The 25,539-nt window shown below is 73.7% G+C and carries 23 protein-coding genes and 1 pseudogene; 11 read left to right on the top strand and 13 right to left on the bottom strand.

Annotated elements, in window-relative coordinates:
• The first annotated feature begins 105 nt into the window (after window positions 1–105).
• The 3 genes from ACFYX4_RS18880 to ACFYX4_RS18870 all read left to right on the top strand — a co-directional run bounded on the left by ACFYX4_RS18880 (window position 106) and on the right by ACFYX4_RS18870 (window position 2,714).
• On the top strand, window positions 106–1,107 hold the full coding sequence (locus ACFYX4_RS18880) for a permease (protein ID WP_389333899.1): 1,002 nt from the start codon (window positions 106–108) through the stop codon (window positions 1,105–1,107).
• Window positions 1,104–1,886, top strand: a complete 783-nt coding sequence (locus ACFYX4_RS18875; protein WP_389333896.1) for a TIGR03943 family putative permease subunit — start codon at window positions 1,104–1,106, stop codon at window positions 1,884–1,886. Before ACFYX4_RS18880 ends, ACFYX4_RS18875 begins: the two co-directional genes overlap by 4 nt.
• A 105-nt stretch (window positions 1,887–1,991) precedes the next feature.
• A complete protein-coding gene (locus ACFYX4_RS18870; protein WP_389333893.1) occupies window positions 1,992–2,714 on the top strand; it encodes a GAF and ANTAR domain-containing protein in 723 nt (240 codons plus the stop codon).
• A 62-nt stretch (window positions 2,715–2,776) separates the two neighbouring features.
• Here the strand turns inward: ACFYX4_RS18870 and ACFYX4_RS18865 are convergent, their stop codons facing one another.
• Window positions 2,777–3,547: a hypothetical protein gene (locus tag ACFYX4_RS18865; protein WP_389333890.1), complete on the bottom strand. Its 771-nt coding sequence runs from the start codon at window positions 3,545–3,547 to the stop codon at window positions 2,777–2,779.
• Between the two features lie 349 nt (window positions 3,548–3,896).
• On the opposite strand from ACFYX4_RS18865, the gene thrS reads away from it, so the two are divergent.
• Complete coding sequence (thrS, locus tag ACFYX4_RS18860) at window positions 3,897–5,132, top strand: threonine--tRNA ligase (protein ID WP_389333887.1); 1,236 nt, start codon at window positions 3,897–3,899, stop codon at window positions 5,130–5,132.
• Between the two features lie 86 nt (window positions 5,133–5,218).
• Window positions 5,219–6,181: a nucleoside hydrolase gene (locus ACFYX4_RS18855; RefSeq protein WP_389333884.1), complete on the top strand. Its 963-nt coding sequence runs from the start codon at window positions 5,219–5,221 to the stop codon at window positions 6,179–6,181.
• A 247-nt stretch (window positions 6,182–6,428) separates the two neighbouring features.
• Here the strand turns inward: ACFYX4_RS18855 and ACFYX4_RS18850 are convergent, their stop codons facing one another.
• Window positions 6,429–7,397: an LAETG motif-containing sortase-dependent surface protein gene (locus ACFYX4_RS18850; RefSeq protein WP_389333881.1), complete on the bottom strand. Its 969-nt coding sequence runs from the start codon at window positions 7,395–7,397 to the stop codon at window positions 6,429–6,431.
• Window positions 7,398–7,655: 258 nt separating this feature from the next.
• On the opposite strand from ACFYX4_RS18850, the gene ACFYX4_RS18845 reads away from it, so the two are divergent.
• Window positions 7,656–9,338, top strand: coding sequence for a glycoside hydrolase family 13 protein (locus ACFYX4_RS18845; RefSeq protein WP_389333878.1), 1,683 nt, complete (start codon window positions 7,656–7,658; stop codon window positions 9,336–9,338).
• 10 nt (window positions 9,339–9,348) lie between these two features.
• Here ACFYX4_RS18845 and ACFYX4_RS18840 read toward each other — a convergent pair whose 3' ends face one another.
• The 3 genes and pseudogenes from ACFYX4_RS18840 to ACFYX4_RS18830 all read right to left on the bottom strand — a co-directional run bounded on the left by ACFYX4_RS18840 (window position 9,349) and on the right by ACFYX4_RS18830 (window position 11,677).
• Window positions 9,349–10,107 carry a DUF4142 domain-containing protein gene (locus ACFYX4_RS18840; RefSeq protein ID WP_389333875.1) on the bottom strand — a complete coding sequence of 253 codons (759 nt, stop codon included), beginning with the start codon at window positions 10,105–10,107 and terminating at the stop codon, window positions 9,349–9,351.
• 171 nt (window positions 10,108–10,278) lie between these two features.
• A pseudogene (locus ACFYX4_RS18835) lies at window positions 10,279–10,804 on the bottom strand (MFS transporter); the annotation flags it as partial.
• A gap of 342 nt (window positions 10,805–11,146) precedes the next feature.
• Window positions 11,147–11,677: a hypothetical protein gene (locus tag ACFYX4_RS18830; RefSeq protein ID WP_389333872.1), complete on the bottom strand. Its 531-nt coding sequence runs from the start codon at window positions 11,675–11,677 to the stop codon at window positions 11,147–11,149.
• A gap of 229 nt (window positions 11,678–11,906) precedes the next feature.
• On the opposite strand from ACFYX4_RS18830, the gene ACFYX4_RS18825 reads away from it, so the two are divergent.
• Window positions 11,907–12,413 carry a hypothetical protein gene (locus ACFYX4_RS18825; RefSeq protein WP_389333869.1) on the top strand — a complete coding sequence of 169 codons (507 nt, stop codon included), beginning with the start codon at window positions 11,907–11,909 and terminating at the stop codon, window positions 12,411–12,413.
• An 81-nt stretch (window positions 12,414–12,494) separates the two neighbouring features.
• Here ACFYX4_RS18825 and ACFYX4_RS18820 read toward each other — a convergent pair whose 3' ends face one another.
• The 4 genes from ACFYX4_RS18820 to ACFYX4_RS18805 all read right to left on the bottom strand — a co-directional run bounded on the left by ACFYX4_RS18820 (window position 12,495) and on the right by ACFYX4_RS18805 (window position 15,316).
• Window positions 12,495–12,683 carry a hypothetical protein gene (locus ACFYX4_RS18820; RefSeq protein WP_389333866.1) on the bottom strand — a complete coding sequence of 63 codons (189 nt, stop codon included), beginning with the start codon at window positions 12,681–12,683 and terminating at the stop codon, window positions 12,495–12,497.
• 129 nt (window positions 12,684–12,812) lie between these two features.
• Window positions 12,813–13,625, bottom strand: a complete 813-nt coding sequence (locus ACFYX4_RS18815; RefSeq protein ID WP_389333863.1) for a M23 family metallopeptidase — start codon at window positions 13,623–13,625, stop codon at window positions 12,813–12,815.
• Window positions 13,626–13,722: 97 nt separating this feature from the next.
• Complete coding sequence (locus ACFYX4_RS18810; RefSeq protein WP_389333860.1) at window positions 13,723–14,700, bottom strand: glycoside hydrolase family 26 protein; 978 nt, start codon at window positions 14,698–14,700, stop codon at window positions 13,723–13,725.
• Between the two features lie 157 nt (window positions 14,701–14,857).
• The gene (locus tag ACFYX4_RS18805) at window positions 14,858–15,316 is read right to left on the bottom strand and encodes a GNAT family N-acetyltransferase (RefSeq protein ID WP_389333857.1); all 459 of its coding nucleotides are present in this window, start codon (window positions 15,314–15,316) and stop codon (window positions 14,858–14,860) included.
• A 212-nt stretch (window positions 15,317–15,528) separates the two neighbouring features.
• Between ACFYX4_RS18805 and ACFYX4_RS18800 the strand changes: the two genes are divergently transcribed.
• From ACFYX4_RS18800 to ACFYX4_RS18785, 4 genes are all read left to right on the top strand, one after another.
• Window positions 15,529–16,380, top strand: coding sequence for a hypothetical protein (locus ACFYX4_RS18800; RefSeq protein ID WP_389333854.1), 852 nt, complete (start codon window positions 15,529–15,531; stop codon window positions 16,378–16,380).
• 43 nt (window positions 16,381–16,423) lie between these two features.
• Window positions 16,424–17,083 carry a flavin reductase family protein gene (locus ACFYX4_RS18795; protein ID WP_389333851.1) on the top strand — a complete coding sequence of 220 codons (660 nt, stop codon included), beginning with the start codon at window positions 16,424–16,426 and terminating at the stop codon, window positions 17,081–17,083.
• 158 nt (window positions 17,084–17,241) lie between these two features.
• The gene (locus ACFYX4_RS18790; protein WP_389333848.1) at window positions 17,242–18,942 is read left to right on the top strand and encodes a lysyl oxidase family protein; all 1,701 of its coding nucleotides are present in this window, start codon (window positions 17,242–17,244) and stop codon (window positions 18,940–18,942) included.
• Window positions 18,943–19,252: 310 nt separating this feature from the next.
• Window positions 19,253–20,653, top strand: a complete 1,401-nt coding sequence (locus ACFYX4_RS18785; protein WP_389333845.1) for an LCP family protein — start codon at window positions 19,253–19,255, stop codon at window positions 20,651–20,653.
• A gap of 283 nt (window positions 20,654–20,936) precedes the next feature.
• On the opposite strand, the gene ACFYX4_RS18780 is transcribed toward ACFYX4_RS18785, so the two are convergent.
• Genes ACFYX4_RS18780 through ACFYX4_RS18765 form a run of 4 tightly spaced genes read right to left on the bottom strand, consistent with a single transcriptional unit; the run spans window position 20,937 to window position 25,523 of the window.
• Window positions 20,937–22,562: an NADase-type glycan-binding domain-containing protein gene (locus ACFYX4_RS18780; protein WP_389333842.1), complete on the bottom strand. Its 1,626-nt coding sequence runs from the start codon at window positions 22,560–22,562 to the stop codon at window positions 20,937–20,939.
• Window positions 22,559–23,125 (bottom strand): phage tail protein, encoded by a 567-nt coding sequence (locus ACFYX4_RS18775; protein WP_389333839.1) that lies wholly within the window; start codon window positions 23,123–23,125, stop codon window positions 22,559–22,561. Before ACFYX4_RS18775 ends, ACFYX4_RS18780 begins: the two co-directional genes overlap by 4 nt.
• Window positions 23,122–25,080 (bottom strand): putative baseplate assembly protein, encoded by a 1,959-nt coding sequence (locus ACFYX4_RS18770; protein WP_389333836.1) that lies wholly within the window; start codon window positions 25,078–25,080, stop codon window positions 23,122–23,124. The genes ACFYX4_RS18775 and ACFYX4_RS18770 overlap by 4 nt, the downstream gene beginning before the upstream one ends.
• Window positions 25,080–25,523 (bottom strand): GPW/gp25 family protein, encoded by a 444-nt coding sequence (locus tag ACFYX4_RS18765; protein WP_389333833.1) that lies wholly within the window; start codon window positions 25,521–25,523, stop codon window positions 25,080–25,082. The genes ACFYX4_RS18770 and ACFYX4_RS18765 overlap by 1 nt, the downstream gene beginning before the upstream one ends.
• Window positions 25,524–25,539 lie beyond the last annotated feature (16 nt).

Here is a 25,539-nt window from a genome sequence, read left to right as displayed (position 1 = left end):
GCAGACCTCGCCCGGTCACAGGTTCCTCTCCGGTGAAGCCGGGCCGGCGCACAGCCGTCGTCACTAGCGTCCGTCCGGACGACGGAAAACGGGCGGGACGTGCGCGTGCAGAACCAACGGACAGTGGCCGACGGCCTCCGCGTCGCCGTGCGCGCGCTCGTGTACGCCGTTCTCGGCGGCGCGGCGCTCGTCGCCGTGGCGACCGTCGTCTCCGTGCTCGGCCCGACGCTCGCGCTCGACCTCTACACCCCGGCCGTGGCCGCCTGGTGGACGGTGTTCACCGCCATCTCCGTCCAGGCGGTGCCCTTCCTGCTGCTCGGCACGGTCGTCTCGGCGGCGATCGGCGCGTTCGTGCCGGAGCGGGCGCTGCGCCGGATGCTGCCGCGCAGCCCGGCGCTCGCCGTGCCCGTCGCGGGGGTCGCCGGCGTCGTGCTGCCGGGCTGCGAGTGCGCGTCGGTGCCGGTCGCCGGGAGCCTGATGCGGCGCGGGGTCGCACCGGCCGCCGCCCTCGCCTTCCTCCTCTCCGCGCCCGCGATCAACCCCGTCGTGCTCGTCGCGACCTCCATCGCGTTCCCCGGCCAGCCGCAGATGGTCGTGGGCCGGCTGCTCGCCTCCCTCGGCACCGCCGTGGTCATGGGCTGGCTGTGGGCGAGGTTCGGCAAGGAGGAGTGGCTGCGCCTGCCCCGCCGGGCGGCCCCGCACACGACGGGCGCCCGCGCCTTCCTGACCGGCCTCCAGCACGACTTCCTGCACGCCGGCGGCTTCCTCGTGCTCGGCGCGGCGGCCGCGGCGACGTTCAACATCGTCGTCCCGCGGTCCGTGCTGGACGTGTTCACCGGCTCGCCCTGGCTGTCGGTGCTGCTGCTGGCCCTGCTGGCGGTGGTGCTGTGCGTGTGCAGCGAGGCCGACGCCTTCGTCGCCGCCTCCCTGAGCGCCTTCCCGGCGACCGCGCGGCTGGCGTTCATGGTGGTCGGGCCGATGGTCGACCTGAAGCTGATCGCGCTCCAGGCGGGCACCTTCGGCCGCGCCTTCGCGCTGCGCTTCTCGTCCGTGACCTGGGTGGTGGCCGTGACCGCCAGCGTGCTCGTGGGGTGGTGGCTGCTGTGAGGCGGTACGGACCGGCGCTCCTGCTCCTGCTGACCGGCGGGGCGGTCCTGCGCGTCACCCTCTTCGGCGACCTGTACCTGCGGTACGTCCAGGCGGGCCTGCGGCCGTACCTGATCGTGTCCGGGGCGCTGCTGGTCGTCCTCGCCGTCGCGACGGCCGTCCTGCGGCGGACTGCGGCGGAACAGGACGACGAGCACGAGCACGGCCACGGCCACGAGCACGGGCATGAGCACGAGCGGGAGAACGGGAGTGAGGACGACGGTCATGGGCACGTCCATCACCCCGCCGGCCCTCGCGTCGCCTGGCTGCTCGCGCTGCCCGCGCTCGCGCTGCTCCTCTTCCCGCCTCCCGCTCTCGGCTCCTACAGCGCCGACCGGGAGGCCGCCCGGCGGGCCGCGCAGGGCGTCGGCGCCTTCCCCGCGCTGCCGGCGGGGGACCCCGTCGAGCTGAGCGTCGCCGAGTTCAGCTCGCGGGCGGTCTACGACAGCGGGCGCTCCCTGACGGGACGTACGGTCCGGATGACCGGGTTCGTCACCCGCGGCGACGGCGCGCTCTGGTACGTCACCCGGCTCGCCGTCTCCTGCTGCGCCGCCGACGCCGTCACCGGCAAGGTCGAGATCCGGGGCGCGGACGCGCTGCCCGTCGACACCTGGGTCACCGTCACCGGCGTGTGGCGTCCCGAGGGCGCGCTCGGCTCCGACGCGGCCTGGCCGCCGGTGCTCGACGCGGCGACGGTCACGCGGGTGGCGCAGCCTGCGGATCCGTACGAGAAGCCGTAGGCGGGAGCCCCGGTTCGGCACCGCCGGTTTCCGCCGTGGGCGGGGGGTACCCGGCCGACGACGGAGACGCGTGACGCGGTCCGTGCGCCGGAGGTGGTGGTCGCCGTGCGCGATCGGGAACGGGAACGGGAACGGATCGCCGAGGTGATCGCCCAGGAGGTGCGGGGCGTCGAGCCCGGCGAGGTGCCCGAGCGGCTGTGCGCCGCCGCGGTGCGGCTGCTGCCGGTGAGCGGGGCGAGCGTGTCGCTGCGCGGCGACGGGATGCCCCTGCCGTTGAGCGCGAGCAGCGAGCGGGCCGCGCATCTCATGGAGGTGCAGGCCACCCTCGGCGACGGGCCCTGTCTGCGGGCCGCGGAGACCGGCGCCCCCGTCTTCGCCCGCGACCTCACCGCCGGCCGGGACGCCTCCCGCTGGCCGGTGTTCGCCCAGCAGGCCGCGGCGGCGGGCGTACGGGCGGTGTACGCGCTGCCGTTGGGCGACCGTTCGGTGTGCGTGGGCACCCTCGACCTCTACCGGGACGTGCCCGGCGACCTCGCCGCCGACGAGGTGCGCACGGCGCGGGTGGTGGCGGACGTCCTGACGGTGGCCCTGATGGCGCTGCCGCGCGGCGAGGAGGCGGGCCGGCGCGGCGACGGGCTGTGGCTGAGCCCGCTGGCAACGGACCACGACGAGGTGTACCAGGCGGTGGGCATGGTGATGGCCCAGCGGGGCGTCGCCTCCGACGAGGCGCTGGCCCTGCTGCGCGCGCACGCGTTCGTGGCGGGCCGCACGGTGCTGGACGTGGCCCATGAGGTGGTCACGCGGCAGATCCGCTTCGACTCCGAATGACGCTCCGCCGGCTGCGCCGCGACCCTTGCCGGTGCAGCCGGACCGCGGCTGATCCTGACCCGTCACACCTGTACTCGGCCCTGCTTTCTGACCTCCGTCAGGCGTTGTACGCCGAGTTGTACGGCGGCCTGGGTGGCCTCGTTCGGTACGTCGTCCATGCAGCCGTTGGTGAGGATGAACGTGTCAGCGCCGGCGCGGACGGCGGCCACGTCGAGGGAGAGGACGACCGGGTCGCCGTCGGCGCCCCAGTTCGTGAGCGTCACCCGCAGGCCCTGGCGGACGTCGCCGACCTCCGGCAGCGCCTGCTCGGCGACGGTCACGTCCAGGACGGTGTCGTCCGGGGCGCGGGCGGTGAAGCGGGCGCATCTGTCGGGCAGCGTCCGCATCCAGTCCAGACCGCGGTCGGCGTCGCGGGGGCGCAGGTCGGTGAGCTGGTAGCGCAGTTGGGCGCCGGTGTCGGCGTCGTCGAGCGCGACGACCGCGCGGGCGGCCTGGCCGAGCAGCTCGTCGGCGTACAGGCCGTCGAGCAGCTTCTGGCAGTCGGCGGTCGGGGTCGTGGACTTGAGCATGCCGTCCCGCCAGGTGGCCGCACCCCGGGTGGGGGTCCAGGGCGCGCCGAGATCGGTGTCGGTGATGAGCGCGGCCTGCGCCTGCGCGTCGGTGAGCACGGACGAGGCGACCGGCGCGGACGGCTTCGCCGACGACTGCCGCACCGTCGGCTCGGGCGGCCGTGCGGTGGGCGGGTGCTCCAGTCCGAGCGTGGCGCAGGCGCCGGCGCCGAGGAGGATCCCGATGGCGGAGAGGGCGCAGGCGAGGAGGGCACGGCGGGTCATCGGGAGGTTCCTCCTGGTGCGACCGAGGGGGACACGAGGCGCTGCCTCCTCCCACGGCACCATCCCGGCCGCCCGCGGACGAGCGGGATGGTCCATCCGGGGGACGGGAACGGGGACGGGGACGGGGGCGGCAGCGGGCCAAGGCGGGGGCCCGGGGGAAAAGCGGTCGCCGCTCGTTCGTCGCCGTTGCTACGGTCGCCGTATGCAGCGCGCCCGTATGTCTTCCACGACGACGCCGGAGAGTGTCCCGGCGCGCTGATCACTGGACCACTGGTTGTCCGAAGCCCCGGGGCGAGTGCCCCGGGGCTTCGCCGTGCGGGCACTCGCCTCTCCCCGAGAGGAACCCACCGTGGAGCAGCACCGACACGACCACCGCCGTCTCGGCCGTGAGCTGAACCTCTTCGACACCGACCCGCTCATGGGCGCCGGCCTGCCGTACTGGCTGCCCGACGGCGCGATCGTCCGCCACACCCTGGAGGAGTACGTCCGCGAGGCCGAACGCGCCGCCGGCTACCGGCACGTGTACTCGCCGGTCCTCGGCAAACGCGAGCTCTACGAGATCTCGGGCCACTGGGACCACTACCGCGACGACATGTTCCCGCCGATGGCGCTGGGCGCGGAGGAGGTCGTGCTGCGGCCCAGCCTGTGCCCCCACCACGCGCTGATCTACCGCTCCCGCTCCCGCAGCTACCGCGAACTCCCGCTCCGCATCGCCGAGTTGGGCGGCATGTACCGCTCGGAGCCGTCCGGCGTCCTCGGCGGGCTCACCCGGGTGCGGGCGATCCAGCTCAACGACGCGCACGTCTTCTGCACCCTGGAGCAGGCGGTGGGGGAGGCCCGTTCCGCCCTGGAGCTCATCGCCCGCGCCTACGCCGATCTCGGCGTCCGCGCCTCCCGGTACCGGCTCTCCCTCCCCGGCGAGGGCGGCAAGTACGTCGCCGACCCGCAGCTGTGGCGCCGGGCCACCGCGCTGCTGCGGGAGGTGCTCGACGGCTCCGGCATCGCCTACGAGGCGGTGGCGGGCGAGGCCGCCTTCTACGGCCCCAAGATCGACGTGCAGATCGCCGATCCCGCGGGCCGGGAGGCGACCCTGTCCACCGTCCAGATCGACTTCCACCAGCCCGAGCGCTTCGACCTGCGCTACATCGGCGCCGACGGCGCGAGGCACCGGCCGGTGATGGTGCACCGCAGCGTCATCGGGAGCGTCGAGCGGGCCGTCGCCCATCTGCTGGAGCAGCACGGCGGGGCTTTCCCGGCCTGGCTCGCGCCGGTGCAGCTGGCGGTGCTGCCGGTGGGGGAGGCGCAGGAGGAGCGTGCGCACGAGGTCGTGCGCCGGGCGGCGGCACGGGGATTGCGCGCGGAGGTCCGCGGGCCCGGCCAGGGCGGCACCCTCGGCGCCCGGATCCGGGCGGCGCGGCTGGTGCCGTACGTGGCGGTGATCGGGGAGCGGGAGGCCGACGGCGGGCTGGTCGCCGTACGGCTGCGGGACGGGCGGCGTCCCGGCGCGGTGCCGGCGGCGGAGCTGCTCGACCGGATCGCCGAGCGGGTCGCCGGTCGTGGCCACGAACTGTGGCCGGCTGCGTAAGGTCGCACCCGGAGACCCGTACCCGCCCGGACCCCGTACCCGCCCGCACGCAAACGCGTACCCGTCCCTGGAAAGGGGAGCCCGCCGTGACCGGTCAGCCCATCCCGGTGATCATCGACTGCGACACGGGCGTCGACGACGCCCTGGCCCTGCTGTTCGCCGTCCGGCATCCCGGTCTCGACGTGCGCGCCGTGACCTGTGTCGCCGGCAACACGGACGTGGACGGCGTCGTCCGCAACACGCTGACCGTGCTGGAGCAGGCCGGCGCCGGTGACATCCCCGTCGCGCGCGGCGCGGCCCGCCCGCTGATCGAGCCGTTGCGCACCGCCCGGCACGTGCACGGGGCGGACGGGATGGGCGACCTCGGGCTGCCCGCGCCGACCCGCGTCCCGGTCGACGTCGACGCGGTGACGCTGCTGCGGCGCGAGATCCTCGCCTCGCCGCGCCCGGTCACGCTGATCCCTACCGCGCCGCTCACCAACATCGCCCTGCTGCTGCGGACGCACCCCGAGGTGGTCCGCAACATCGAGCGGATCGTGTTCATGGGCGGCGCGGTGGCGACCGGGAACGCCACCCCGGTCGCGGAGTTCAACGTCTGGCACGACCCGGAGGCGGCGGCGGTCCTGCTGACGGCCGGGGTGCCGATCACGATGTACGGGCTGGACGTGTTCAAGCGGGTGCTGGTGCCGGCGGCGGACGTGCAGCGCCTGCGCGCGAGTTCGGAGCCGCGGCTGCGGCTGGCCGGCGAACTCCTCGCCCACCGTGACCCGGCGACCTCCGGCGACCCGACGCCGACGGGCGGTCTGGGCGACGCGGGCGCGGTGTGCGCGGTGGTCGACCCGGCGGGCCTGACCACCGAACTGCTCCCGGTGGAGGTCTCCCTGGCCCCCGGCCCGACCCGGGGCCAGACGATCGTCGACCGCCGCCCGCACCCCGGCGAGTCCGAGATCCACGAGGGCGCCCGCGAACAGACGCTGGTGGACGTGTCGCTGGACGTGGACGTCGAGCGATACGTCAGCCTCTGGCTGACGACGGTGGAGAAGCCGTAGCGGAACCGGGGGGGGGGGGGGGGGGGGGGGGGGGGGGGGCGGCGGCGCGCCCGGGGGCGGGCGGGGGGGGGCGGGGGGGGGGGGGCGGGCGCCGGGGGCGCGCGGGGGGGGGCGCGGCCCGGCCGGCGCGCGCGCGGCGGGGGGGGGGCCCCCCCCGGGCCGCCCCCCGCCCTCCCCCCCCCCCCCCGCCCCCCCCCCCCCCCCCCCCCCCCCCCCCCCCCCCCCGGCGCTCGGTCGGGCGGCTGCCTCAGCGGGAGGCCCGGCGTCGGCGGGTGGCCACGAAGATGGCCCCGCCGGCCGCCACGAGGGCCGCCGCTCCGGCCGCGAGGATGCCGGTGTTGCCGTCGGCGCCGGTCTTCGCGAGGTCGCCGCCGCCGTTGGGGGTGGGGGCGGGGGCCGGGGTCGACTCCGAGGCGCTCGGGGCCGGGGTGGACGTGGACGGCGACGGCGACGGGGACTCCGTGCTCGTCGACGGGCTGGGGGAGGGGCTGTCGCCGGCGGGGGGCTGCGAGGCCGGGGCCGACGGGGAGGCGGGGGTGCTCGGCGGGTTGGCCGGGGTGCTGGCCGGCGGGCTCGACGGGGGCTGCTCGGTGACCGTGCAGTCCTTCGTGCCGCCGTTCCAGGCCGCGATCAGCTTGTCCTTGATGACCGGGCGGTCCGGACCCTTGGGCAGCTCACCGTGCTCGAAGCCGTCCTTCGCGTCGAGCTTGCCGTCGAACTTCACCGCGCCCCGGTAGAGGTCGATCTGCGCGTAGCAGCCCGCGTCCGGCACGGCGATGTCGAGCGAGTCGGTCTGGCCGGGCTTGACCGTCACGGTGTCGAAGTCGAGGAAGACCTGGAGACCGGAGGTGCGGAAGGTCGCGCCGTGGGCGAGGTAGGACGCCAGCGAGGCGGTGCAGGACGCGGCGTCGCCGGCGGTGCGCACCGTGACGTGGACCTTGCCGTCCTCGCCGGGCTTGAGGTTCTGGTCGTCGACCCGGACGGAGTCGAAGAAGCGCGTACCGTCGAGCGAGAACTGGCAGCGGTCGGTCTGCGTCTCCGTGCCCGCGCCCGTGCCCGGCTGGTACTGGCCGCCGGACTTCCAGCCGTCGCCGCCCGGCGCCCCGGTGCCGGCGAAGGCGCCGGACGCGGCGGCGACGGACGCGGTGCACAGGGCGAGCGAAGCGGCGCCCGCCCCCAGCAGGCGGCGCGCGGAAACACGTCTCGCTATGGACATGCGATTCCCATCTGGGCGAGTGCCCGTCACGGCATGGCGAAGCAGCCCGGGGTGACGGGACGGATCGAAGGAACACCGGGCCCATTGGTCACATGCGCCACAGCGTGCGCACATCGTGGGTCGCCCGGCGGACGGCTGTCAACCTGGCCCTATGGAAGGGGAGTTCAAGAATCCGTCACGACTTCACCATGTGAGGAATGACCCGATCCGGAAAGTGCGCACGTTCGCTTTCCCGGCAAAGTGGACAGGCTCCCGTACGTGACCGACTTCGAGAGCGACCACGCGGACGGCCCCGTGACCGACCTGTCCTCCCGCAACCCCGACTGGTGGCGTCAGGCCGTCGTCTACCAGGTGTACCCGCGCAGCTTCGCCGACGCCGACGGCGACGGTCTCGGCGACCTGCGGGGCGTCACCGAACGGCTGCCCCACCTCGCCGCGCTCGGCGTCGACGCGCTCTGGCTCAGCCCCTTCTACCCGTCCGAACTCGCCGACGGCGGCTACGACGTCGTCGACCACCGCGACGTCGACCCGCGCCTGGGCGGCCTGGACGACTTCGACGCGCTGGTCGCCGAGGCCCACCGCCTCGGCCTGAAGGTGGTCGTCGACCTCGTCCCCAACCACACCTCGCACCTGCACGCCTGGTTTCAGGAGGCGCTGGCCGCAGGGCCCGGCTCCCCCGCCCGCGACCGCTACGTCTTCCGCGACGGACGCGGCGCGCACGGCGAACTCCCGCCCTCCGACTGGCAGTCCGTCTTCGGCGGCAGCGCCTGGCAGCGGGTCCCGGACGGCCAGTGGTACCTGCACCTCTTCGCCCGCGAGCAGCCCGACCTGAACTGGGACCACGAGGAGGTGCGCGAGGACTTCCGCACCACCCTGCGCTTCTGGTCCGACCGGGGCGTCGACGGCTTCCGCGTGGACGTGGCGCACGCGCTGGTCAAGGATCTGCGCGAGCCGCTGCGCGACCTCGGCTCCGCGGACGCGGCCGGCGAGGCGGCCCTGGCCGCGGCGGCGCCGGGCACCCACCCCTTCTACGACCGCGACGAGGTCCACGACGTCTACCGCGACTGGCGGCGCGTCCTCGACGCCTACTCCCCGCCCCGCACGGCGGTCGCCGAGGCCTGGGTGCCGGGCGCCCGGCGCGCGCTGTACGCCCGCCCCGACGAACTGAACCAGGCCTTCAACTTCGAGTATCTGCAAGCGCCTTGGGACGCGGAGGCCCTCCGCGAGGTGATCACGTCGTCGCTGGCCGCCGCGCGGGCCGTCGGCGCCTCCGCCACCTGGGTGCTCTCCAACCACGACGTCCTGCGCCACGCCTCCCGGCTGACGCTGCCTCCGGACGCCGACGACAACGCCTGGCTGCTGTCCGGCGGCCGTGCCCCGCGCCTCGACGAGGAGGCCGGCCTGCGCCGCGCCCGCGCGGCCACCCTGCTGATGCTGGCGCTGCCCGGCTCGTCGTACGTCTACCAGGGCGAGGAACTGGGGCTGCCCGAGGTCGCCGACCTGCCCTTCGAGGTCCTCCAGGACCCCGTGTGGGAGCAGACCGGGCACGTCCGCAAGGGCCGCGACGGCTGCCGGGTGCCGCTGCCGTGGACGACGACGGGACCCTCGTACGGCTTCGGCGCGGGCGGCGCGTGGCTGCCGCAGCCGGAGTACTTCGCGCGGTACGCCGTCGAGGCGCAGGACGGCGTGGAGGGCTCCACCCTGGAGCTCTACCGCACGGCCCTGCGCCTGCGCCGCAAACTGCTGGAGGGCGAGGAGCTCACCTGGGCGGACGACGGCCCGCCCGGTGTGCTGGCCTTCGCCCGCGCCGACGGCTGGCGATGCGTCGCCAACCTGTCGTCAGGACCGGTGCCCCTGCCGCCCGGCGAGGTGCTCCTGACCAGCGCGCCGCTCGAGGAGGGCGGCGCGCTCGGACCGGACACCACGGTGTGGCTGGCGTAGGGCGGCCGGCTTACTGCTGCGGCGCCGTGGGGGCCGGCGCCGGGGCCACTCCGCCGACCACGGACGCGGCGTCGATGTCCACCGGCGTGGACGTGGCGGTGGGCGGCGGGGTGAGCACGACCATCGGCTGGCCGGCGGCCGGCGGCGGCGGGGTCATGTCCGTCGCGGGCAGCTTCGGCGGCGTCGTCTGGTTGAAGAGCGTCTGGTCGAAGTCGACCATGCCGGTCTTCTCCATCACCGTGATGTGGTCCAGCACGGTGTCGTTGGCCTGGTCGGCCAGCGCCCGCACGAGGGTGTTCTTGGTGGTGGAGCGGATCTTCGCCACGGTGTTGAAGATGGAACCGTGCGTCATGCGCAGGATGTTGGCGAACTCGATGTCGAACTGCTGCCCCTGGGCGGCCTGAAGGGTGCTGACGAACCCGAGCTGCTGCGGGCTGGCCACGTTGGGGATCGTGACGTTCAGCATGGGCGCGATCTTGCGGCAGGTGGTGTCCAGGGCCGCGTGCCCGTCGATCAAGTGCTCACTGGCGGTCTTCACCGCCGGGCTCTGACCCTTCTGGAGGCCGATGAAGCCGACCGGGTACTCCCACAGCCCCGCCGCCCGCACCGCCACCACGAAGTTGCGGTCGCTCTCGGTGAGCGGACCCCACTGGGTGTTGGCGATGACCCGGTCGCCTGAGGTGGAGACGGTCTCCAGGCCCAGCATCGACGGGTAGGCGAGTGCCGCCAAGGTCAGAGTCAGGGCACCGCCCACAAAGGCAGTTCCCATCACGTTCCGCGAAAGACGCACCGTTCCTCCTGCCCCCCTAGGGGATACCGCCTGTGCTCGGCGGGGTCGGACACACAGGAGTACGGACGCGGGGGCGCGAAGATTCATCGGCATACGCAAAAAGTTGGTGAGGATACGGCGCGGGGTGGACGCGCCCCGGTGCGGCGCAGGTCAGACGGGTGAACGGGCGCCGGGTTCGGCGCCGGACTTCTCGGCGGTGACCCGGCCGCCGGGGTGGCGCACGGCGCACAGACCGCCGATGCCCAGCGCGACGGCCATGCCGTAGAACACCCACTGGTTGGCCTCGGCGAACTCCATCCGCACCGCCGACATCGTCTCCCGCATGGAGGTGGCCGCCCGGCCGTCGCCCGTCGGCATCCGGGTGTCGCCGCTGCCGGTGACGGCCTGGGCGATGTGCCCGGCGACCTCGCGGGCCTCCTCCTCGGGCAGCCCGGGACTCGAGCGTGCTCGTCACCCGGTCGGCGGTGACATGCGTGAGGATCGTGCCGTAGACGGCCAGGCCCACGCTCGCCGCGTAGTTGCGCACGGTCTGGGTGATGCCGGTGACCTCGCCGTACGACGCACCGATGGCCCGGTTGACGGCGTCCGTGGAGGCCAGGGCCAGGATGAAGCCGATGCCCGCGCCGGCCAGCGCCGCGTACGGCCACTGGTCGTGCATCGACAGATCGGCGCCGCGCCCAGGCCCTGGGCCGCCCGGAACACGATCAGCCAGGTCTGCGCGACGGTCCCCTCGGGGACGCAGCCGCACAGCACCGACGAGATCACGGCGGACAGTCCCAGCTCGTGCACGATGCCGGGGGCCGCGATGGCGACGATGGTCTGGGTCGATGAACGTCATCGCCACCGCGAACAGCATCGCGGCGAGCGCCAGTGTCTGCCGCGGCGCCTCCCCGGCGGGGGGTGCGGCCGCGTCACGTCCTGAACGCGTGGCCTTCACCCGACCAGTCTGCGTCGGGTGGCACGGGGGCGCATCCACGCGCGGGCGCGTCCGCGGGGGTGTGACCGGGCGCGTTCGCTCTCAGTACCGCACCGCCCTGCCCAACTGCGCCTTCACGTCGCCGGTCAGGCTGCGCGAGCTGCGGGCCATCGCGGTGCCGGTGCCGCCGGCGGTGACGTCGGGGACGGTGATGAGGACGGTGTCGAGCCAGGTGCCGTCGGTGTTGAGGAAGTTGACCTGGACGGCGAAGGACTTCGTCGCGTCGTCCGGGTTGGTGACGGTGACCTGGGCCTTGGCGCGGCCGTCGGAGTCCTTGCTCGGCGCGCCCAGCTTCACGTCCTTCTTCGCGTCCACGCCGCCCTTGATGCCGTCGAGCTGGTGGCCGATCTCGGCGGTGGCCGAGGCGATGGCCTCCGTGGCCTGCGCGGCGAGGGAGGACGCGGCCGACGTGGCCCGCTGCTCCAGCGACTCGGCGGCGGAGGCGGCCCTGCTGGTCACGGCGGAGGGACTCTCGCCGTCGGAGCAGCCGGCGAGGGGGAGCAGGGCGAGGGGGACGGCGGCGATCAGCGCGACCGCGCGCGCCCTCGTCGTGGGGGTGCGGTGGGGTGCCATGTCGCCAGTGAAGGTCCGGCCGCGCGCGCCCGCGAGCCCTGACGTGCCGTGTCCCGCGGTGTCACCCGTTCGGAGCAGTTCCCGTGGTGGTGGCGCGGGCCCCGGCGGATGGTCATGGAGAAGCAGCCGCTCGAACGGCACAGCTCGAACGCGACAGCTCGAACGGCACAGCGCGAAGCAACAGCTCGAACGGAACGGTTCGCACGGAGCAGAGAGACCGGGTACGGCCATGACCGACGCGTCGCACTCCCAAACGCCCCAGGGTTCCCCTGTCTGGGACCCCTCCCACCAGGGGACCGGCCGCCCGTCGGGCTCGCCCAGCTGGTCCTCCCACCCCTCCGCGGAGAGCGGCTGGGCCGCGGGCGGGGCCACCTTCGCCGGGGTGCTGATGATGGTCAACGGCATCCTCGCCGTCTTCCAGGGCATCGCCGCGATCGCCGAGGACGACGTGTACGCGCGGATCGGCGACTACGTGTACGAGATCAACCTCACCGGCTGGGGCTGGATCCTGATGATCCTCGGCGTGATCGCCGCCGTCGCCGGCTGGGGCATCCTCAAGGGCGCGGCCTGGGCCCGCGTCACCGGCATCGTGCTGGCCTCGCTGAGCCTGGTCCTCCAGTTCCTGTTCCTGCCGTACGCGCCGGTCTGGTCGATCATCCTGATCGCGATCGACGTCTTCGTGATCTGGGCGCTGGCGGTGTACCGGCCGACGGGGAGCGGGACGCGGCCGGCGTGAGCGAGGAGGGTGACGGGCCCGCGGCCGCGGCAGCGCGGTTCGCGGGCCCGCGTCGTCCGGTGCCGGCGGAGAGTTCGGTGCTCAGCGCTTCAGTTTCCTGTACGTGCGCATGAGTTCGACGATGCGGTCCTGGTCGGCGGGGCCGTTCAGCTCGGCCAGCAGCTCGTCCGGGCAGAGTTCGTAGAAGTCGCCCCAGTAGCGGCGCCCCCGGTTGTCCCATATGCGGTAGCCGCCGGGCACGCCCCGGGCGACGTAACGCCGCTTGCTCACTCCAAGGCCTCCCCCTGCTCGCGGAAATCGGGCGGACAGGCGCACAGTGTGCGGGACGGGGGAGGCGGGCGCACCCGGATTTACCGTGCGTCAGTCCGTCACGTCGCGTCAGTCCGGCACGTCCGTGCGTCAGTCCGTCACGTCCACCTCCTTGCGGCGCAGCCAGGGCAGGGGCGACACCGCCGAGCCCATGTACGGGGTGACCCTGACCTCGAAGTGCAGATGGGGCCCGGTGACGTTGCCGGTCGCGCCGGACAGGCCGAGGCGCTGGCCCGCGGCGACCCGCCGGCCCGTGCGGACGTCGATGCGGGACAGGTGGGCGTACTGCGTGAAGTAGCCGTCGGGGTGGCGCACGACGACCTGGCGGCCGAAGCCGTCGCCGCAGGTGGTGACCCGGACGGTGCCGGGTCCGACGGAGTACACGGGGGTGCCCGTGGGCACGGCGAAGTCCTGCCCGGTGTGACGGTGGGCCCAGCGCGCGCCGCGGTCGGCGTAGCCGGCGGTGAGCCAGTAGTCGCGGGTCGGGGCGGTCCAGGACGGGCCGGGGCGCTCGGGCGGGCGGCTGCGGTCGCGGGCGGCGCAGCGTCCGGCGTGTCCGGACGGATCGACGGCGACCGGGTCGCCGGACGCCTTCGCCGCCGCCCACAGCCGGTCCCACAACGCGGCGCGCAGCGCCTTGCGGCGGCGTTCGGCGGCCTTGATCTCCGAGGGGTGGGCGTCCTCCGCGCGGAGCCGCTCGACGTGCCGGCGGGCCTGCTCATGGGCCCGCACCGACCGGGCGGTCGCCTTGCGGAACCCGTCCTCGCCCCCGGCGTCCCCGGCGGCGCCCGCGGCTGCCGCGGCTGCCGCGGCTGCCGCGGCGAGCGTGAGCAGGAGGACGACGACCCCGGTCACGGCACCGAGGCGCGTGAGCGGCAGGCGCGCATGGTGTTCTCGTCGCATCCTGGGATCATCGGACCACCGGGGACACGCCCCCCGGCGACGCTCCGCCCGTTCCCCCGAACGGCGCTCGCCCCGCTGCGGGTTCTCCTCCGCCCCGCTACCCGGCCTCCTCCGTCACCTCCCGGTACACCTTCGACGAGCGGGGGTTGGCGCGGCAGCGCCACACGCCGTGGGGGCAGTAGTCGCTGATGGTCTGGTAGAGGGGGCGGTGGCGGGTGAACCAGTCGAGCATGCCGCGCATGTAGGCCGGGTTGTCGCCGTTGTGCCACAGGCCCCACTCGGGGTACGAGACCGGCTTGCCGTGCTCCTCGGCGAACCGTACGTGCGCCGCGAGCCCGTACGGTTCGGCGACCTGTTCCTCGAAGGGCATGCCCTCGGGCTGGTCGTAGGCGTCCATGCCGATGACGTCGACGTACCCGTCGCCGGGGTAGCACTCGGTCCACGGGACGGCGTCCCGCCCCCGGTTGGGCGTGAACTCGAACCGGAACCGCTGCCCCGGCACGGACCGCATCGCGGTCACGATCCGCGTCCAGTACCGCTTCCAGGCCGCCGGGTCGGGGCCGCAGCGGTGGCTGTAGGTGATGCCGTTCATCTCCCAGCCGACGACGAGCACGGTGTCGGGCACCCCCAGCACGACCAGCCGGCGGGCGAGCGCCCGGAAGTGCGCGTCGTACTCGCCCCGCGCCCCCCGGCCCAACTCCGCCCGCACCGTGGCGTCGTCGAGCCGTGCCTCGGTCCGCTCCAGCATCGGCACGTTGAGCACGAACATGCGGTCCGGGCGCGCCTTGCGCCACCGCGCCCAGTGCTCCAGATAGCCGGGCGCCCCCTCGATGTTGCTCCACCGGTCCCCGGGCAGATACGCCCGTCCGACCCGGGGCGTGGCCGCCCCCACCCAGCCGTCGAGCCCGGCGATCCGCCGCACCCCCTCGGAGTCGTACCCGACGTACGCCCCGAAGGCGGGCGGACCGCCGGACGGCGGGGAGCGGCGGTCGCCCTCCAGGGGGGCGCAGGCCGCCCCGGAGAGGAGGGCGAGGGCGGCGACGGCTGCGAGGAGCGAGCGAAGGGGCTGCGGCACCGGCTCATGATGCCGACGGCCAATCCACCCGTACGGGTGAATCGCTCGCGCACCACCCGGACGGGGACGGCGGGTCGGACGCCAGTTCGGGCGTCTGTGCGGGCGGACGGGTGTTCACCTGGGCGTCCGTCCCGGCGGGCGGCCGTTCGGCCGTACGTCAGTTCGCCGCCGCGCCGGCCGTCGGCTCCCGCACCAGGAACACGTCCACGGCGTCCTGCCGTTCGAGCACGAACCCGTGCCGTTCGTAGAGACGCCGGGCCTTGCTGCCCTGGAGGACGTTGAGGCGGACGCGGAGACCTGCGCGGTCGGTGTCGCGCAGGAGACGGGCGAGGACTGCGGAGCCGATGCCGCGGCCCTGGGCGGCCGGGGCGAGGTAGAAGTGCTCCAGCCAGTGGGCGTCGGCCGCGGGACGCAGCGCGACGCTGCCGGCGAGCGCGCCGGCGACCTCGATCACGCGGGTGTGCGCCGGGACGAAGCCGTCGCGCAGCCGCCGCCGCACGCCGTGCTCGTCGTAGCGGCCGAGGCGTTCGAGATCGGCGCGGAGCACGACGGCCCGTAGCTCCGCCACGGCGTCGACGTCGGCCGGTGTGGCCGCCCGCAGGCTCCAGTCCGTCACGCCGGGATGCTACGACGCCCCGCCCGCGGCCCGGCCGCCCCGCCCACCTGCCGGACGCCGAGCGACGGATCGCCCGGCGACGGATCGCCCCCGCGACGGACCGATGCGGCACGGACAACGGACAGCCGCGGGACGGCAACCCGCACCGCCCCGGCGGCGACCAGGAGACGTCCTATCCGTGAATCCCGTTCCCCACACGAGGAGTTCACCCCATGCGCAGGCATCTCGCACGGATCTTCACCGTGCTGGCGGCCCTGGCCGCCATCCTCCACACGACCGGGACGGCGGCCCCCCGCGCCGAGGCCGCCGCCGAGTGGAACCCGCCCTCCAACCTGGTCCAGCCGCTCAACGAGGTCTGGAACCATGTCTCGACGACCTATCCGGACCTCTACGGCTTCCGCAACTACGGCTGGGACCAGGTCATGGCCAACCGCGGCAGCATCAACTACTGCGTCCGCTGGGAGTCGGACGCCCCGGTCAGCACGGCGCTGCGGGACCGGATCCACACGGCGCTGAAGAAGCAGTTCGGCAAGTGGATGGCGGCCCAGGTGGAGAACGGCCGCGGCTACAACGACTGGCCGTACACCACCGTCCCGGTCAACATCGTCGGCTGGGCGGTCAAGAACCGCTCCACGCTCCAGTGGACCGACAACTCCGTCGACGTCTACACCAACGTCCTCGACGGCGCCGGCGCCCCGCAGTGCGCCCCCGACTGCGGCCGCTTCTTCCACCAGGACGGCAACTACTCCAGGTGTCCCGGCGGCACGGCCCGCCACTACGACCAGTCCCTCTGGCTCACCAAGGGCATGCAGGGCGGCGCGGGCGGCGACTGGGGCCAGCGCGTGGGCCAGGAGTACTTCACCTCCGCCCTCTCCCAGGAGAACATCCACATCTACCTCCACGAGGTCGGCCACACCTTCGGCCTGGACGACTTCTACGACTGGTCCCCGACCGGCCAGTGCTGCTTCCTCATGAAGGCGGGCAGCGCGGCCCAGATCACCGACTTCGACAAGTGGATGTTCCGAGACTTCTGGCGCCACCTGAAGCCCCGCTACGGCCTCTGACGGTTCGGTGCGGGCCGAAGTGTCGCGTGGCTAGCGTCTCCGCATGAGTACTTCAGCGGACGAGGCCGTGGTCGGTCGGCGGCATGTGTCCATTTCTCCGAGCATTCTCTACTTCGGGACTCCCGTCGCTCTGTTGGCGACCGTGAACGAGGACGGGACGGCCAATCTCGCGCCTGTCTCGTCGGCTTGGGCGCTCGGGTGGAGTGTGGTGCTCGGGGTCGGGTGCGGGAGTCGTACCGTCGAGAACCTGGCCGAGAGGCCGGAGGTGGTGGTCAACCTGCCCGGGCCGGAGCTGTGGCGGCAGGTGGAGGCTTTGGCTCCGCTCACCGGGGCGCGGCCGGTGCCCGAGGGGAAGCGGGGGGTCTACCGGCACGAGCCGGACAAGTTCCGCGCCGCCGGGCTCACCCCGCAGGCCTCCGAGACCGTGCGGCCGCCGCGCGTCGCCGAGTGCCCGCTGCAACTGGAGGCCGTGGTGCGGTCGATGAGGCCGGGTGGGGCCGAGGGGGATTTCCGGATCGTCGAGTGCGAGGTGGTGCGGGTCCATGCCGATGACTCCGTCGTGGTTCCCGGGACGCAGCATGTCGATCCCTCGGCGTGGAGTTCGTTGATCTACAACTTCCGGCACTACTACGGGCTTTCGGCCGAGTTGGGGTTCGGGTTCCGTTCTGAGACCGCGGCGGGGAGCGCGGCGCGGGGCGGGTGAATGTCGGTGGCGGCAGGCAACCCCGGGAGCGGATTTACCTCTCTCACAGGGTGCCCACAGACACGGCCGGGGCGCGTGGGGTGCGTCCGTTCGAGGGCTGGGTCCGCGGGCTGTCCAGTCCGATGCCATCGACCATGGCACTCGCAGACGAGGAACCGATGACCAGTCAGAAAGAGAGCAAGAGGCTCCAGCGGACGGCGTTCGCCGCGGGAGCCGCGCTCGTCGTCGTCGCCGTCGCCGGGGCCGCGCCCGGCGCCGGCGCGGCGCCGAAGGCCACGCCCGGCACACCGCAGCTCAAACTGATCGCCGCGTCGAAGTCCATCACGCTCGACCGGTGGGAGTGGGACGGACAGGCCGGCGTCAGCCTGGACCTGGGCACCTACGTGTCCGTCGACAACGCGCCGCTCGAGTTCAAGGTGACCCGCAAGTCCTACAAGGACCCCGTCGTCGCCCAGCAGATCCTGCGCGACGGGAAGAAGGTGACGACGAAGACGCTGCCCGCCGGGCTCGTCAGCGACTTCGGCGGGCTGTCCGGCTTCCTGGAGGTGTCGATCAAGAACAAGGCCGGCGCCCAAGTGCTCGCCACCAAGGGGAACTTCTGCCCCAACAACGCCTCCGGCCGCCTGCGGCCCGACGCGCCGGCCACCTCGCACTATCCGCAGAGCTGCCCCACCAACCCCTTCACCCTGGGCTCGGTGTGGGGCGTGGAGAAGGGCTGGGCGGCCAACACCAGCACCGGTGACCGCGACAAGCCGACCGACCTGCCGGTGGGCGAGTACACCGCCAAGGTGTCGGTCGCCAAGAAGTACCGGGACTACTTCGGCATGGCCGACACCCCGCAGACCGTCAAGGTGACGGTGCGCCAGTCCCCCGAGGACGGCGAGGGCGCCGCCGGGCGGAGCTCCTCCGCCGCCCACGGCATGCACGGCAGCAAGGCGGACCACGGTGCGCACGGGGCGCAGAACGCCCACGGCACCGGCCACCACTACGGCACCCGCGGCGCGGACGAGCCCACCCCGCCCGCGCTCTCCCACGCCCTGGAGGCCCGCGGCCTCGCCCACCACCTGGGCGACGGCAGGGGACACACCGACGGCTCCCGTATCGCCCCCGCCCTGAAGGCCAACGCCCAGCGGCCCACCGGCAGGGCGAGCGTCCCGGCCAACGTGCCCAAGCCCGACCTGCGTTCCCTGCCGGCCTGGGGCTTCGAGATCACCGACGGCGAGGACGGCGACGTACCCGGCAAGGACTACCTCGCCTTCAGCGCCAACGTCTGGAACGCGGGCCCGGCCCCCCTCGTCGTGGACGGCTTCCGCAGCCCCGGCAAGGACCTGATGGACGCCTACCAGTACTTCTACGACGCGAACGGCAAGCAGGTCGGCTACACCCCCACCGGCACCATGGAGTGGGACCCGCGCGTCGGCCACGAGCACTGGCACTTCACCGACTTCGCCAGCTACCGCCTGCTGAGCGCGGACAAGAAGAAGGAAGTGCGCAGCGGCAAGGAGGCGTTCTGCCTCGCCAACACCGACGCCGTCGACTACACGGTGAAGAACGCCAACTGGCACCCGTACAACACGGACCTGTCCACGGCGTGCGGCGAGCAGAACTCGATCTCCGTGCGTGAGGTCCTCGACGTCGGCTCCGGCGACACCTACACGCAGTACCGGCCCGGCCAGTCCTTCGACATCACCGGACTGCCCAACGGCACGTACTACGTCGAGGTCCTCGCCAACCCGGCCAAGCGCCTCAAGGAGACGAACCTCAACAACAACACCTCCCTGCGCAAGGTCGTCCTCGGCGGCAAGGAAGGGGCCCGTACGGTGTCGGTCCCGCCGTACGACCTGATCAACGCTCCCTGATCGACGAGCGCTGATCATCGAGCAGTGATCAACACGCGCTGACCGACGATCACTCGGTCCGGGCGTCCGTCGTGTCGCGGCGGGCGTCCGGAACGGTCGGTCTCCGGAACATCACGGTCAGTCATGTGACGTACCAGAAACGGGAATTGGGGCAACCTGAACCCGGTCCTCGGGAGTCTGGTGAGACAGCTGTGCTTTGCGGACGTATTCCTGCCTGCGTGTAGGGTTCCGACGGCCGACGGCGACCGACGCCGATGATCCGAGCACGGTGTACGGGGTGGCGACACAGGCCGAGCGGAGGGCAACGCCGATGAGCGGGAGCAGAGGGCGTCGGCGTACTCCGGCGGGCCGGGCCGGCGGCCGCGGTCAGACCAGGCTGACGCGGCGGGGGCGGGTGCTGGCGTGGAGCGCCGGCGTCACCGCGGTGGTGGTCCTCGGGGCCGGCGGCGCGGGCGCCTGGATCTACCAGGACCTCAACAACAACATCAGCTCCGCGGACGTCGACGACAAGCTCGGCGGCGACCGCCCGGAGAACCTCAGCCCCGGCTCGAAGAACATCCTCGTCGTCGGCTCCGACAGCCGCGACGGCGCGAACGCGAAGTACGGCGGCAACGACCTCACCACCATGCAGTCGGACACCCTGATGGTGCTGCACATCCCGGCCAACCGGGAGTGGGCCGCGGTGGTGTCGTTCCCGCGTGACTCCTGGGTGCAGATACCCGCCTGCGACAAGGGCGACGGCAAGATGTCCGCCCCGCACAAGGCCAAGATCAACGAGGCGTTCGCGATCGGCGGCAGCAGCGGCGAGGTGGCCGGGGCCGCCGCGTGCAGCATCAAGACCGTCGAGGCCCACACCGGCCTGCGCATCGACAACTTCATGTCCATCGACTTCTCCGGCTTCAAGGGCATGGTCGACGCCCTGGACGGCATCGAGGTCTGCCCGAAGCAGAAGATCGTCTCCGACAAGGCGAAGCTGAACATGAAGGCCGGCTGCCAGACCGTCGACGGCGAGACCGCCCTCGGCTACGTCCGGGTCCGCTACGGCGTCGGCGACGGCTCCGACATCGGGCGCATCGGCCGCCAGCAGGAGTTCATGAACGCCCTCATGAAGAAGGCGAAGGAGAAGCTGACCAGCCCCGACTCGCTGTACGGCGTCCTCCAGTCCGGCACCAAGTCCCTCACCACCGACCCCGCCATGGCCGGCATCAAGCCGATCTACGCCCTCGCCAACCAGCTCAAGGGCATCCCCAGCGAGCGGCTGGCCTTCCTCACGGTGCCCAACTACCCGCGCGAGGCCGACTTCCCGAAGGACCTCGCCAACGTCGTCTGGCAGTACCCGCAGGCCACCGACGTGTTCACGGCCCTGGCCAACGACAAGGAGATGACGAAGGCCCAGTTGCAGGCCTCCGTCAAGAACCTCGTATACGCCTCGCAGGTGCGGGTCCAGGTCCTCAACGGCACCGGCGTGTCCGGGCGGGCCGCGGACGTCGCGGAGAAGCTGCGCGCCGCCGGCTACACCGTCGTCGGGACCGGCAACGCGCCGCAGACGGTCGCCAAGTCGGCGATCACCTTCCCGGCGGGCCTGGAGAAGCAGGCCGCCGTCCTCGCCTCGCGCTTCCCCGGGGCCGCGTCGACGGCGTCCGCGGACGCCGCGGCGGGGCTCGTGACGCTCGTCGTCGGGCCGGACCTGAAGCTGGAGAAGCTCGAATGACGGTGGTTCGGCGCCCGCCGGCGATGGTGTAGTATTGATCTTGAGCTGGTCGCCACAACGACGGTGAACCGGTTCTGCGTTGGTGGTCCAAGGAAAGACGCCCCACTTCCTGTGGGGAGATGCAGGTGCAAGGCCTGCCCGGCGCTCTCACCGCGAGGCCCATCCCGTTCAGACGGGGTGGGCCTCGCGTCGTTTCCGGGAGTCGTGCACCGGGACGGGCGGGGCCGGGACGGGTGAGGGCGGCCCCCTTCGGGACCGCCCTCGGTGTTCGTGTCCGGTCCGGTCAGGTGCTGTTCGCGTTCGACCGGCCGAAGAACTCGATCTCGGCGATCGCCACCTGCTTGTTCCCGGAGGCCGCGTACGCCGACTCGATCGTGAAGCGCACCTTGGTGACCTCGCCGACCCGGAACGCGCGCCGCTGGGCGCCCGCGCCCTGGTCGAGGACGAGGTCCCGGGTCATGGTCGAGCCGTCGTTCTTCGTGATCAGCACCTTCACCCGGTGGGGCCGCGCCGACTCCTGGAGCTGGTCGCCGCGGGTCGAGACGCCCGGGGTGATGATCAGGTCCAGCAGCCGGGTCGGCTCGGCGAAGCGGGCCTCGATCCACTCGCCCTTGCCCGACTGCGACACGCCGGGACCCCACCAGCTGTTGTTGAGCGCGTCGAAGGCCAGCTCGGGCTTGTGGCCCGGGTAGGAGCGGGATGCGGCGACCTGGTCCGGGGCGATCAGGGCGCGCTTGGCGAAGTGGTCGCGGGTCGCCTGGATCCACTCCGGGGTGTTGACCCCGACCCAGACCACCAGGCTCAGCGTGGCCGCGACCATCACCCAGGTCACGATGCGGTCGAAGGTGCGCCGCAGCCGGGGGCGGTCGCCGGCCCACGGGGTCTCGCCGTTGCGGAAGCCCAGGATGCGACGCCACCACGGGCGACGCCCCGGCGCGTCGTCGACGAGGGTCATCGGCATCGCGCAGCGCACGCAGTAGTGGCGGTCGGGGTTGTTCGGGGTGGCGCACCAGGGGCAGGGCACGCCGTTCATCTCGCCCTGCTGGGGGCCAGGGGCCCGCACCTGGGGCCGGTCCACGACCGGCCGGCCCGGCAGCACCGGGGCCACCGCGGGCTGCGGGGCCGGCTGCGGCTGCGGTTCGGCGACGGGGACGAGGAGGGAGCGGGCGCGCGCGGTCATGGTGTCGTCGGGCGCGGGAGCCGGCGAGGGGATCGCGGCGGCGGGCTGAGCGGGAGCGGGATGGGCGGGAGCGGGGGCGGGAGCGGGATGGGTGACGGGCTGGGTGGGGGCGGTGTGGTCGGGAGCGGGGACCGGCGCGGGCGCGGGAGCGGGCGGGGGTACGTGTGCCGGTGCCGGTGCCGGTGCCGGTGCCGGTGCCGGTGCCGGTGCCGGTGCCGGGGCGGGGGCGGGGTGCGTGGCCGCCGGAGCCTGCGGTGCCGCCGGGGCCGCAGCCCCGCCCGCCGGGGCCGCCGTGCCGTGCTCGTCCGGCGGGAGGGGCGGCAGCGGGGTCTCCGCGGTGTCCTCGTCGTCCGAGGTGACGTGATCGTCCGCGGGGGCGGCGGCCGGGGCGGGGGCAGGCGGCTGTGCCGGGGCCGGCGCCGCCGGTGCGTGGGCAGCAGGGCTCGCCGCCGGCGCACCGGCACCCGCCGCGCCGACGGTCGCGCCCGCAGCCGCCGTACCGGCAGCCGGGCCCGTCGCAGGCGCACCGGCAGCCGCCGTACCGGTCGGCGCACCCGCCGCCGGACCGGCCGCCGCCGCGCCCGCGCCCCCCGCCGCCGTCCCGCCCGTCCCGCTCGTCCTGCGGGGCGACGGGCGGTCCGTCCAGCTCAGTACGGCTCCGCAGGCGTCGCAGAAGGACTGGCCCGGCTCCGCCCGGGTGCCGCACTCGGCGCAGTTCTGGGTGGTCATCTCTCCGGGGTCCTTTCGGCGGCGGTCGCGGCGGACACCGTGACCGTGTACGGCATGTGGGCGGGGCGGGCGGCGGCCACGAGGGCGTCCAGCCGGTGTTCGTCGGCCGGGCCCGGGTCGGGCAGGCGGAGCGTGACGTGCAGATGGGGGCGAGGCTCGCCGGGGACCGGGCCGAGCGGGCGGGCGCTCCAGGCGGCCCCGCCGCTCTCGGATATCTCCGGCTCCACGCCGAACGCGAGCCGCACCGCCTCCGAGAGGCCCCGCCGGGTGCCGCGGACCCGGTGCAGATACGCGGCGGCGGCGACGGCGGCCCGCAGCCGGGGCTCCGGTTCGGTGCCGTCGGTCTCCGCGCCGACCCAGTCGGCCAGCCAGCGGGTGAAGTCGGCCGGGGCGAGCGCCGGGTCGAAGTAGGCGGGCAGACAGTCCAGGACGTTGAGGATCGGCGCCATCACCTCGTCGAGCCCGCCGACGAACCGCCCCGCGAGGTCGTCGTCGGCGAACACGGCGGGCAGCATCGCGCCGATGGGCGCGGACGAGCCGAGCCCGTCGATCGAGCCCCTCACGAGCCGTCCCCGATCACCCGGACGCGGTGGTCGTAGGAGAACACCAGGGACGGGGCGGAGAGGTCGATGCGGTCCGTGGCCTCGCCGCGCTTGCCGGTGAGGGGGTCGGCCGGGTGCAGAGTGACCTGGTCGACGAGTTCGACGCCGGGCACGCGTTGCAGCACGGCGAAGACCTCCCCGGACTGCACGGGCCGCCCGAACGGCCAGCCGCGGCCGTCCGCGCCGCCGGTCAGCGGGTCGAGATGGCGGTAGAGGGCGTCATGGGCCTGCCGGCGCACCCGGTCGGTGTCCACGCCGCGGAAGGCGTGCACGGTGGCGACCACGGTGACGCCCTGGTAGTAGGGCGGGCCGACCGCCAACCGGGTGCCGATCAGGCGCCGTTCGTCGAGATGACGGGTGATGCGGTCCAACAGCGCGTCACCGGGCACGAGTTGCTCGAAGCGGAGTCGTCCTCCCGGGTCGGGCACGGCCTGCGGCACCACCAACACCCGTACCGCGTAGGCCCCGTGGTCGTCGGGCTCGCCTTCGAGGCAGGTGATGCGGGCGGTCTCGGGGGCGGCGCGGCGGGCCAGTTCCTCGTAGTCGCGCAGGGTGACGGCCCGTTCCTGGGCGCGCAGGGTGATGGGGGCGCGGACCTTCGCCTCCGCGACCGTCTCCCCGTCGACCCCGCCGCGCGCGGCCTCGCGGTTGACGACCTCGGAGACGTACGGCACGGAGGTGCGCAGCACCTGGACGGCGCCGCGGGCCACGTTGCCGGCGCGACCGCCGCCGGTGCGGTAGCGGCGGGCGCGGATCACCGAGCCCTTGGGGGCGACGGCGCCGTACTGGCGCAGGGCGCCGTCGGGTTCACGGACGGACGGGCCGAAGGCGATCTCGCCGGTCGCGGCGTCCAGGGTGACATGCCGGTCGTCGGGGCGGGAGGCGGCGAAGTGCGGGACGACCCGCCAGTCGACCCAGCCCTCGTGCTCGGCGGTCTGGAGCAGGAGCGGCGGGTCGTCGCCGACGACGGGCGCGTTCTCGAGGCGCAGCCGCTGGCCGGGGAGGCCGGTGGACTCGCCGAGCGCCTCGTCGTAGACGGTCTCGGCGTGGATCGTGGGGGCGGTGCCGCCGATGGTGAACGCGTCGGCGGAGCGGACCGTCGGGGAGGTGGTGTAGAAGGGCTGGCCGGCCAGCGGCTCGGTGACGCGGCAGCGCAGCCAGCCGGCCTCCTGGCCGCCGGAGCGGGACAGGACGTGGCCGCCGGGGATGTGCAGGACGGCCTCGCCGGGGCGGTTGAGGCCGCCGGTGCCGTCGCGGTCGACCTCGCAGGCCTGCCAGCCGTCCTCGGTCCACGCCTCCCAGACCAGCGGGGGCTGGCGCGGGTCGACGCCGACGCCGTCCACGCGGCTGTCGAGTTCGAGGGCGACCGCGCAGTGCGGGACGGCCGCGGTCAGGCCGAACAGCATGCAGTCGCCGGGCCGGGGGGCCTCCGCGAAGCACATCACGTCCTTGCCCTCGGTGAGGTCGTCGGTCCGGTCGCTCACCGGCTCGCCCTGCCGCTGCACGACGAGGTGCCGCAACTCGCACGGCACGACGGCGAGTTCGCGTTCCGTGGCGAAGACGACGGCCTCCTCGCTCTCGGTGCGCACGGTCGCCACCTCGGTGCCGACGGGCAGCAGCACCGTGTCGTCCTGCGGCGCCGACAGCCAGAAGGTGACGTCGGTGCGGGCCGCCGAGGGCGGGAAGAGGTGGATGCCGACCAGGTCGAGGAAGGCGAGGTGGTTCTTCTCCGGGACCCGGTTGAGCCGGTACACGATCTGGTCGGCCATGTGGGCCACCGTCTCGACGAGGGTGACGCCCGGGTCGGAGACGTTGTGGTCGGTCCACTCCGGCGCGCGCTGCTGGATGTAGCGCTTGGCGTCGTCGACGAACTGCTGGAAGCGGCGGTCGTCCAGGTTGGGGGAGGGCAGGGCCATCAGCGGTCGCTTTCGGAAGCCGTACCGGAGGAGCTCGGGGAGTCCGGCTCGTCGTGGGACGGGATGACGTAGAAGGGGAAGACGAGGCTGCGCGGGTTGTTCGTGCCGCGGATCGAGTAGCGGACGTCGATGAACAGCACGCCCTGCTCGGCGCCGGCGGTGACCTCGACGTCGTGGACCTCGATGCGCGGCTCCCAGCGGTCCAGGCTGGTGTACACCTCGTGCTGGATGCGGCCCGCGGTCGCCTCGTTGACCGGGGCGAACACCAGGTCGTGGATGGCGCAGCCGAACTCCGGGCGCATCGGGCGCTCGCCCGGCGCGGTCGCGAGGACCAGCCGGATCGCCTCCTCGATCTCCCGCTCGCCGCTGACCAGGGCGATGCCTCCGGTGGGGCCGATGCGGAGCGGGAACGCCCAGCCGGATCCGACGAATTGCTCGGCCATCAGTGGGCCACCTGCC

Origin of the sequence: Streptomyces sp. NPDC002328 (assembly GCF_042890065.1) — a bacterium.
Taxonomy (GTDB): Bacteria; Actinomycetota; Actinomycetes; order Streptomycetales; family Streptomycetaceae; genus Streptomyces.
This window is presented reverse-complemented; position numbering and strand designations above follow the sequence as displayed.

Bases quoted from the DNA above. Each gene is read 5' to 3' on its own strand.
- ACFYX4_RS18865 (WP_389333890.1), bottom strand. From the start codon at position 3,547: ATGACCCGCCGTGCCCTCCTCGCCTGCGCCCTCTCCGCCATCGGGATC.
- ACFYX4_RS18850 (WP_389333881.1), bottom strand. From the start codon at position 7,397: ATGTCCATAGCGAGACGTGTTTCCGCGCGCCGCCTGCTGGGGGCGGGC.
- ACFYX4_RS18840 (WP_389333875.1), bottom strand. From the start codon at position 10,107: ATGGGAACTGCCTTTGTGGGCGGTGCCCTGACTCTGACCTTGGCGGCA.
- ACFYX4_RS18830 (WP_389333872.1), bottom strand. From the start codon at position 11,677: ATGGCACCCCACCGCACCCCCACGACGAGGGCGCGCGCGGTCGCGCTG.
- ACFYX4_RS18825 (WP_389333869.1), top strand. From the start codon at position 11,907: ATGACCGACGCGTCGCACTCCCAAACGCCCCAGGGTTCCCCTGTCTGG.
- ACFYX4_RS18815 (WP_389333863.1), bottom strand. From the start codon at position 13,625: ATGCGACGAGAACACCATGCGCGCCTGCCGCTCACGCGCCTCGGTGCC.
- ACFYX4_RS18800 (WP_389333854.1), top strand. From the start codon at position 15,529: ATGCGCAGGCATCTCGCACGGATCTTCACCGTGCTGGCGGCCCTGGCC.
- ACFYX4_RS18795 (WP_389333851.1), top strand. From the start codon at position 16,424: ATGAGTACTTCAGCGGACGAGGCCGTGGTCGGTCGGCGGCATGTGTCC.
- ACFYX4_RS18790 (WP_389333848.1), top strand. From the start codon at position 17,242: ATGACCAGTCAGAAAGAGAGCAAGAGGCTCCAGCGGACGGCGTTCGCC.
- ACFYX4_RS18785 (WP_389333845.1), top strand. From the start codon at position 19,253: ATGAGCGGGAGCAGAGGGCGTCGGCGTACTCCGGCGGGCCGGGCCGGC.
- ACFYX4_RS18780 (WP_389333842.1), bottom strand. From the start codon at position 22,562: ATGACCACCCAGAACTGCGCCGAGTGCGGCACCCGGGCGGAGCCGGGC.
- ACFYX4_RS18770 (WP_389333836.1), bottom strand. From the start codon at position 25,080: ATGGCCCTGCCCTCCCCCAACCTGGACGACCGCCGCTTCCAGCAGTTC.
- ACFYX4_RS18765 (WP_389333833.1), bottom strand. From the start codon at position 25,523: ATGGCCGAGCAATTCGTCGGATCCGGCTGGGCGTTCCCGCTCCGCATC.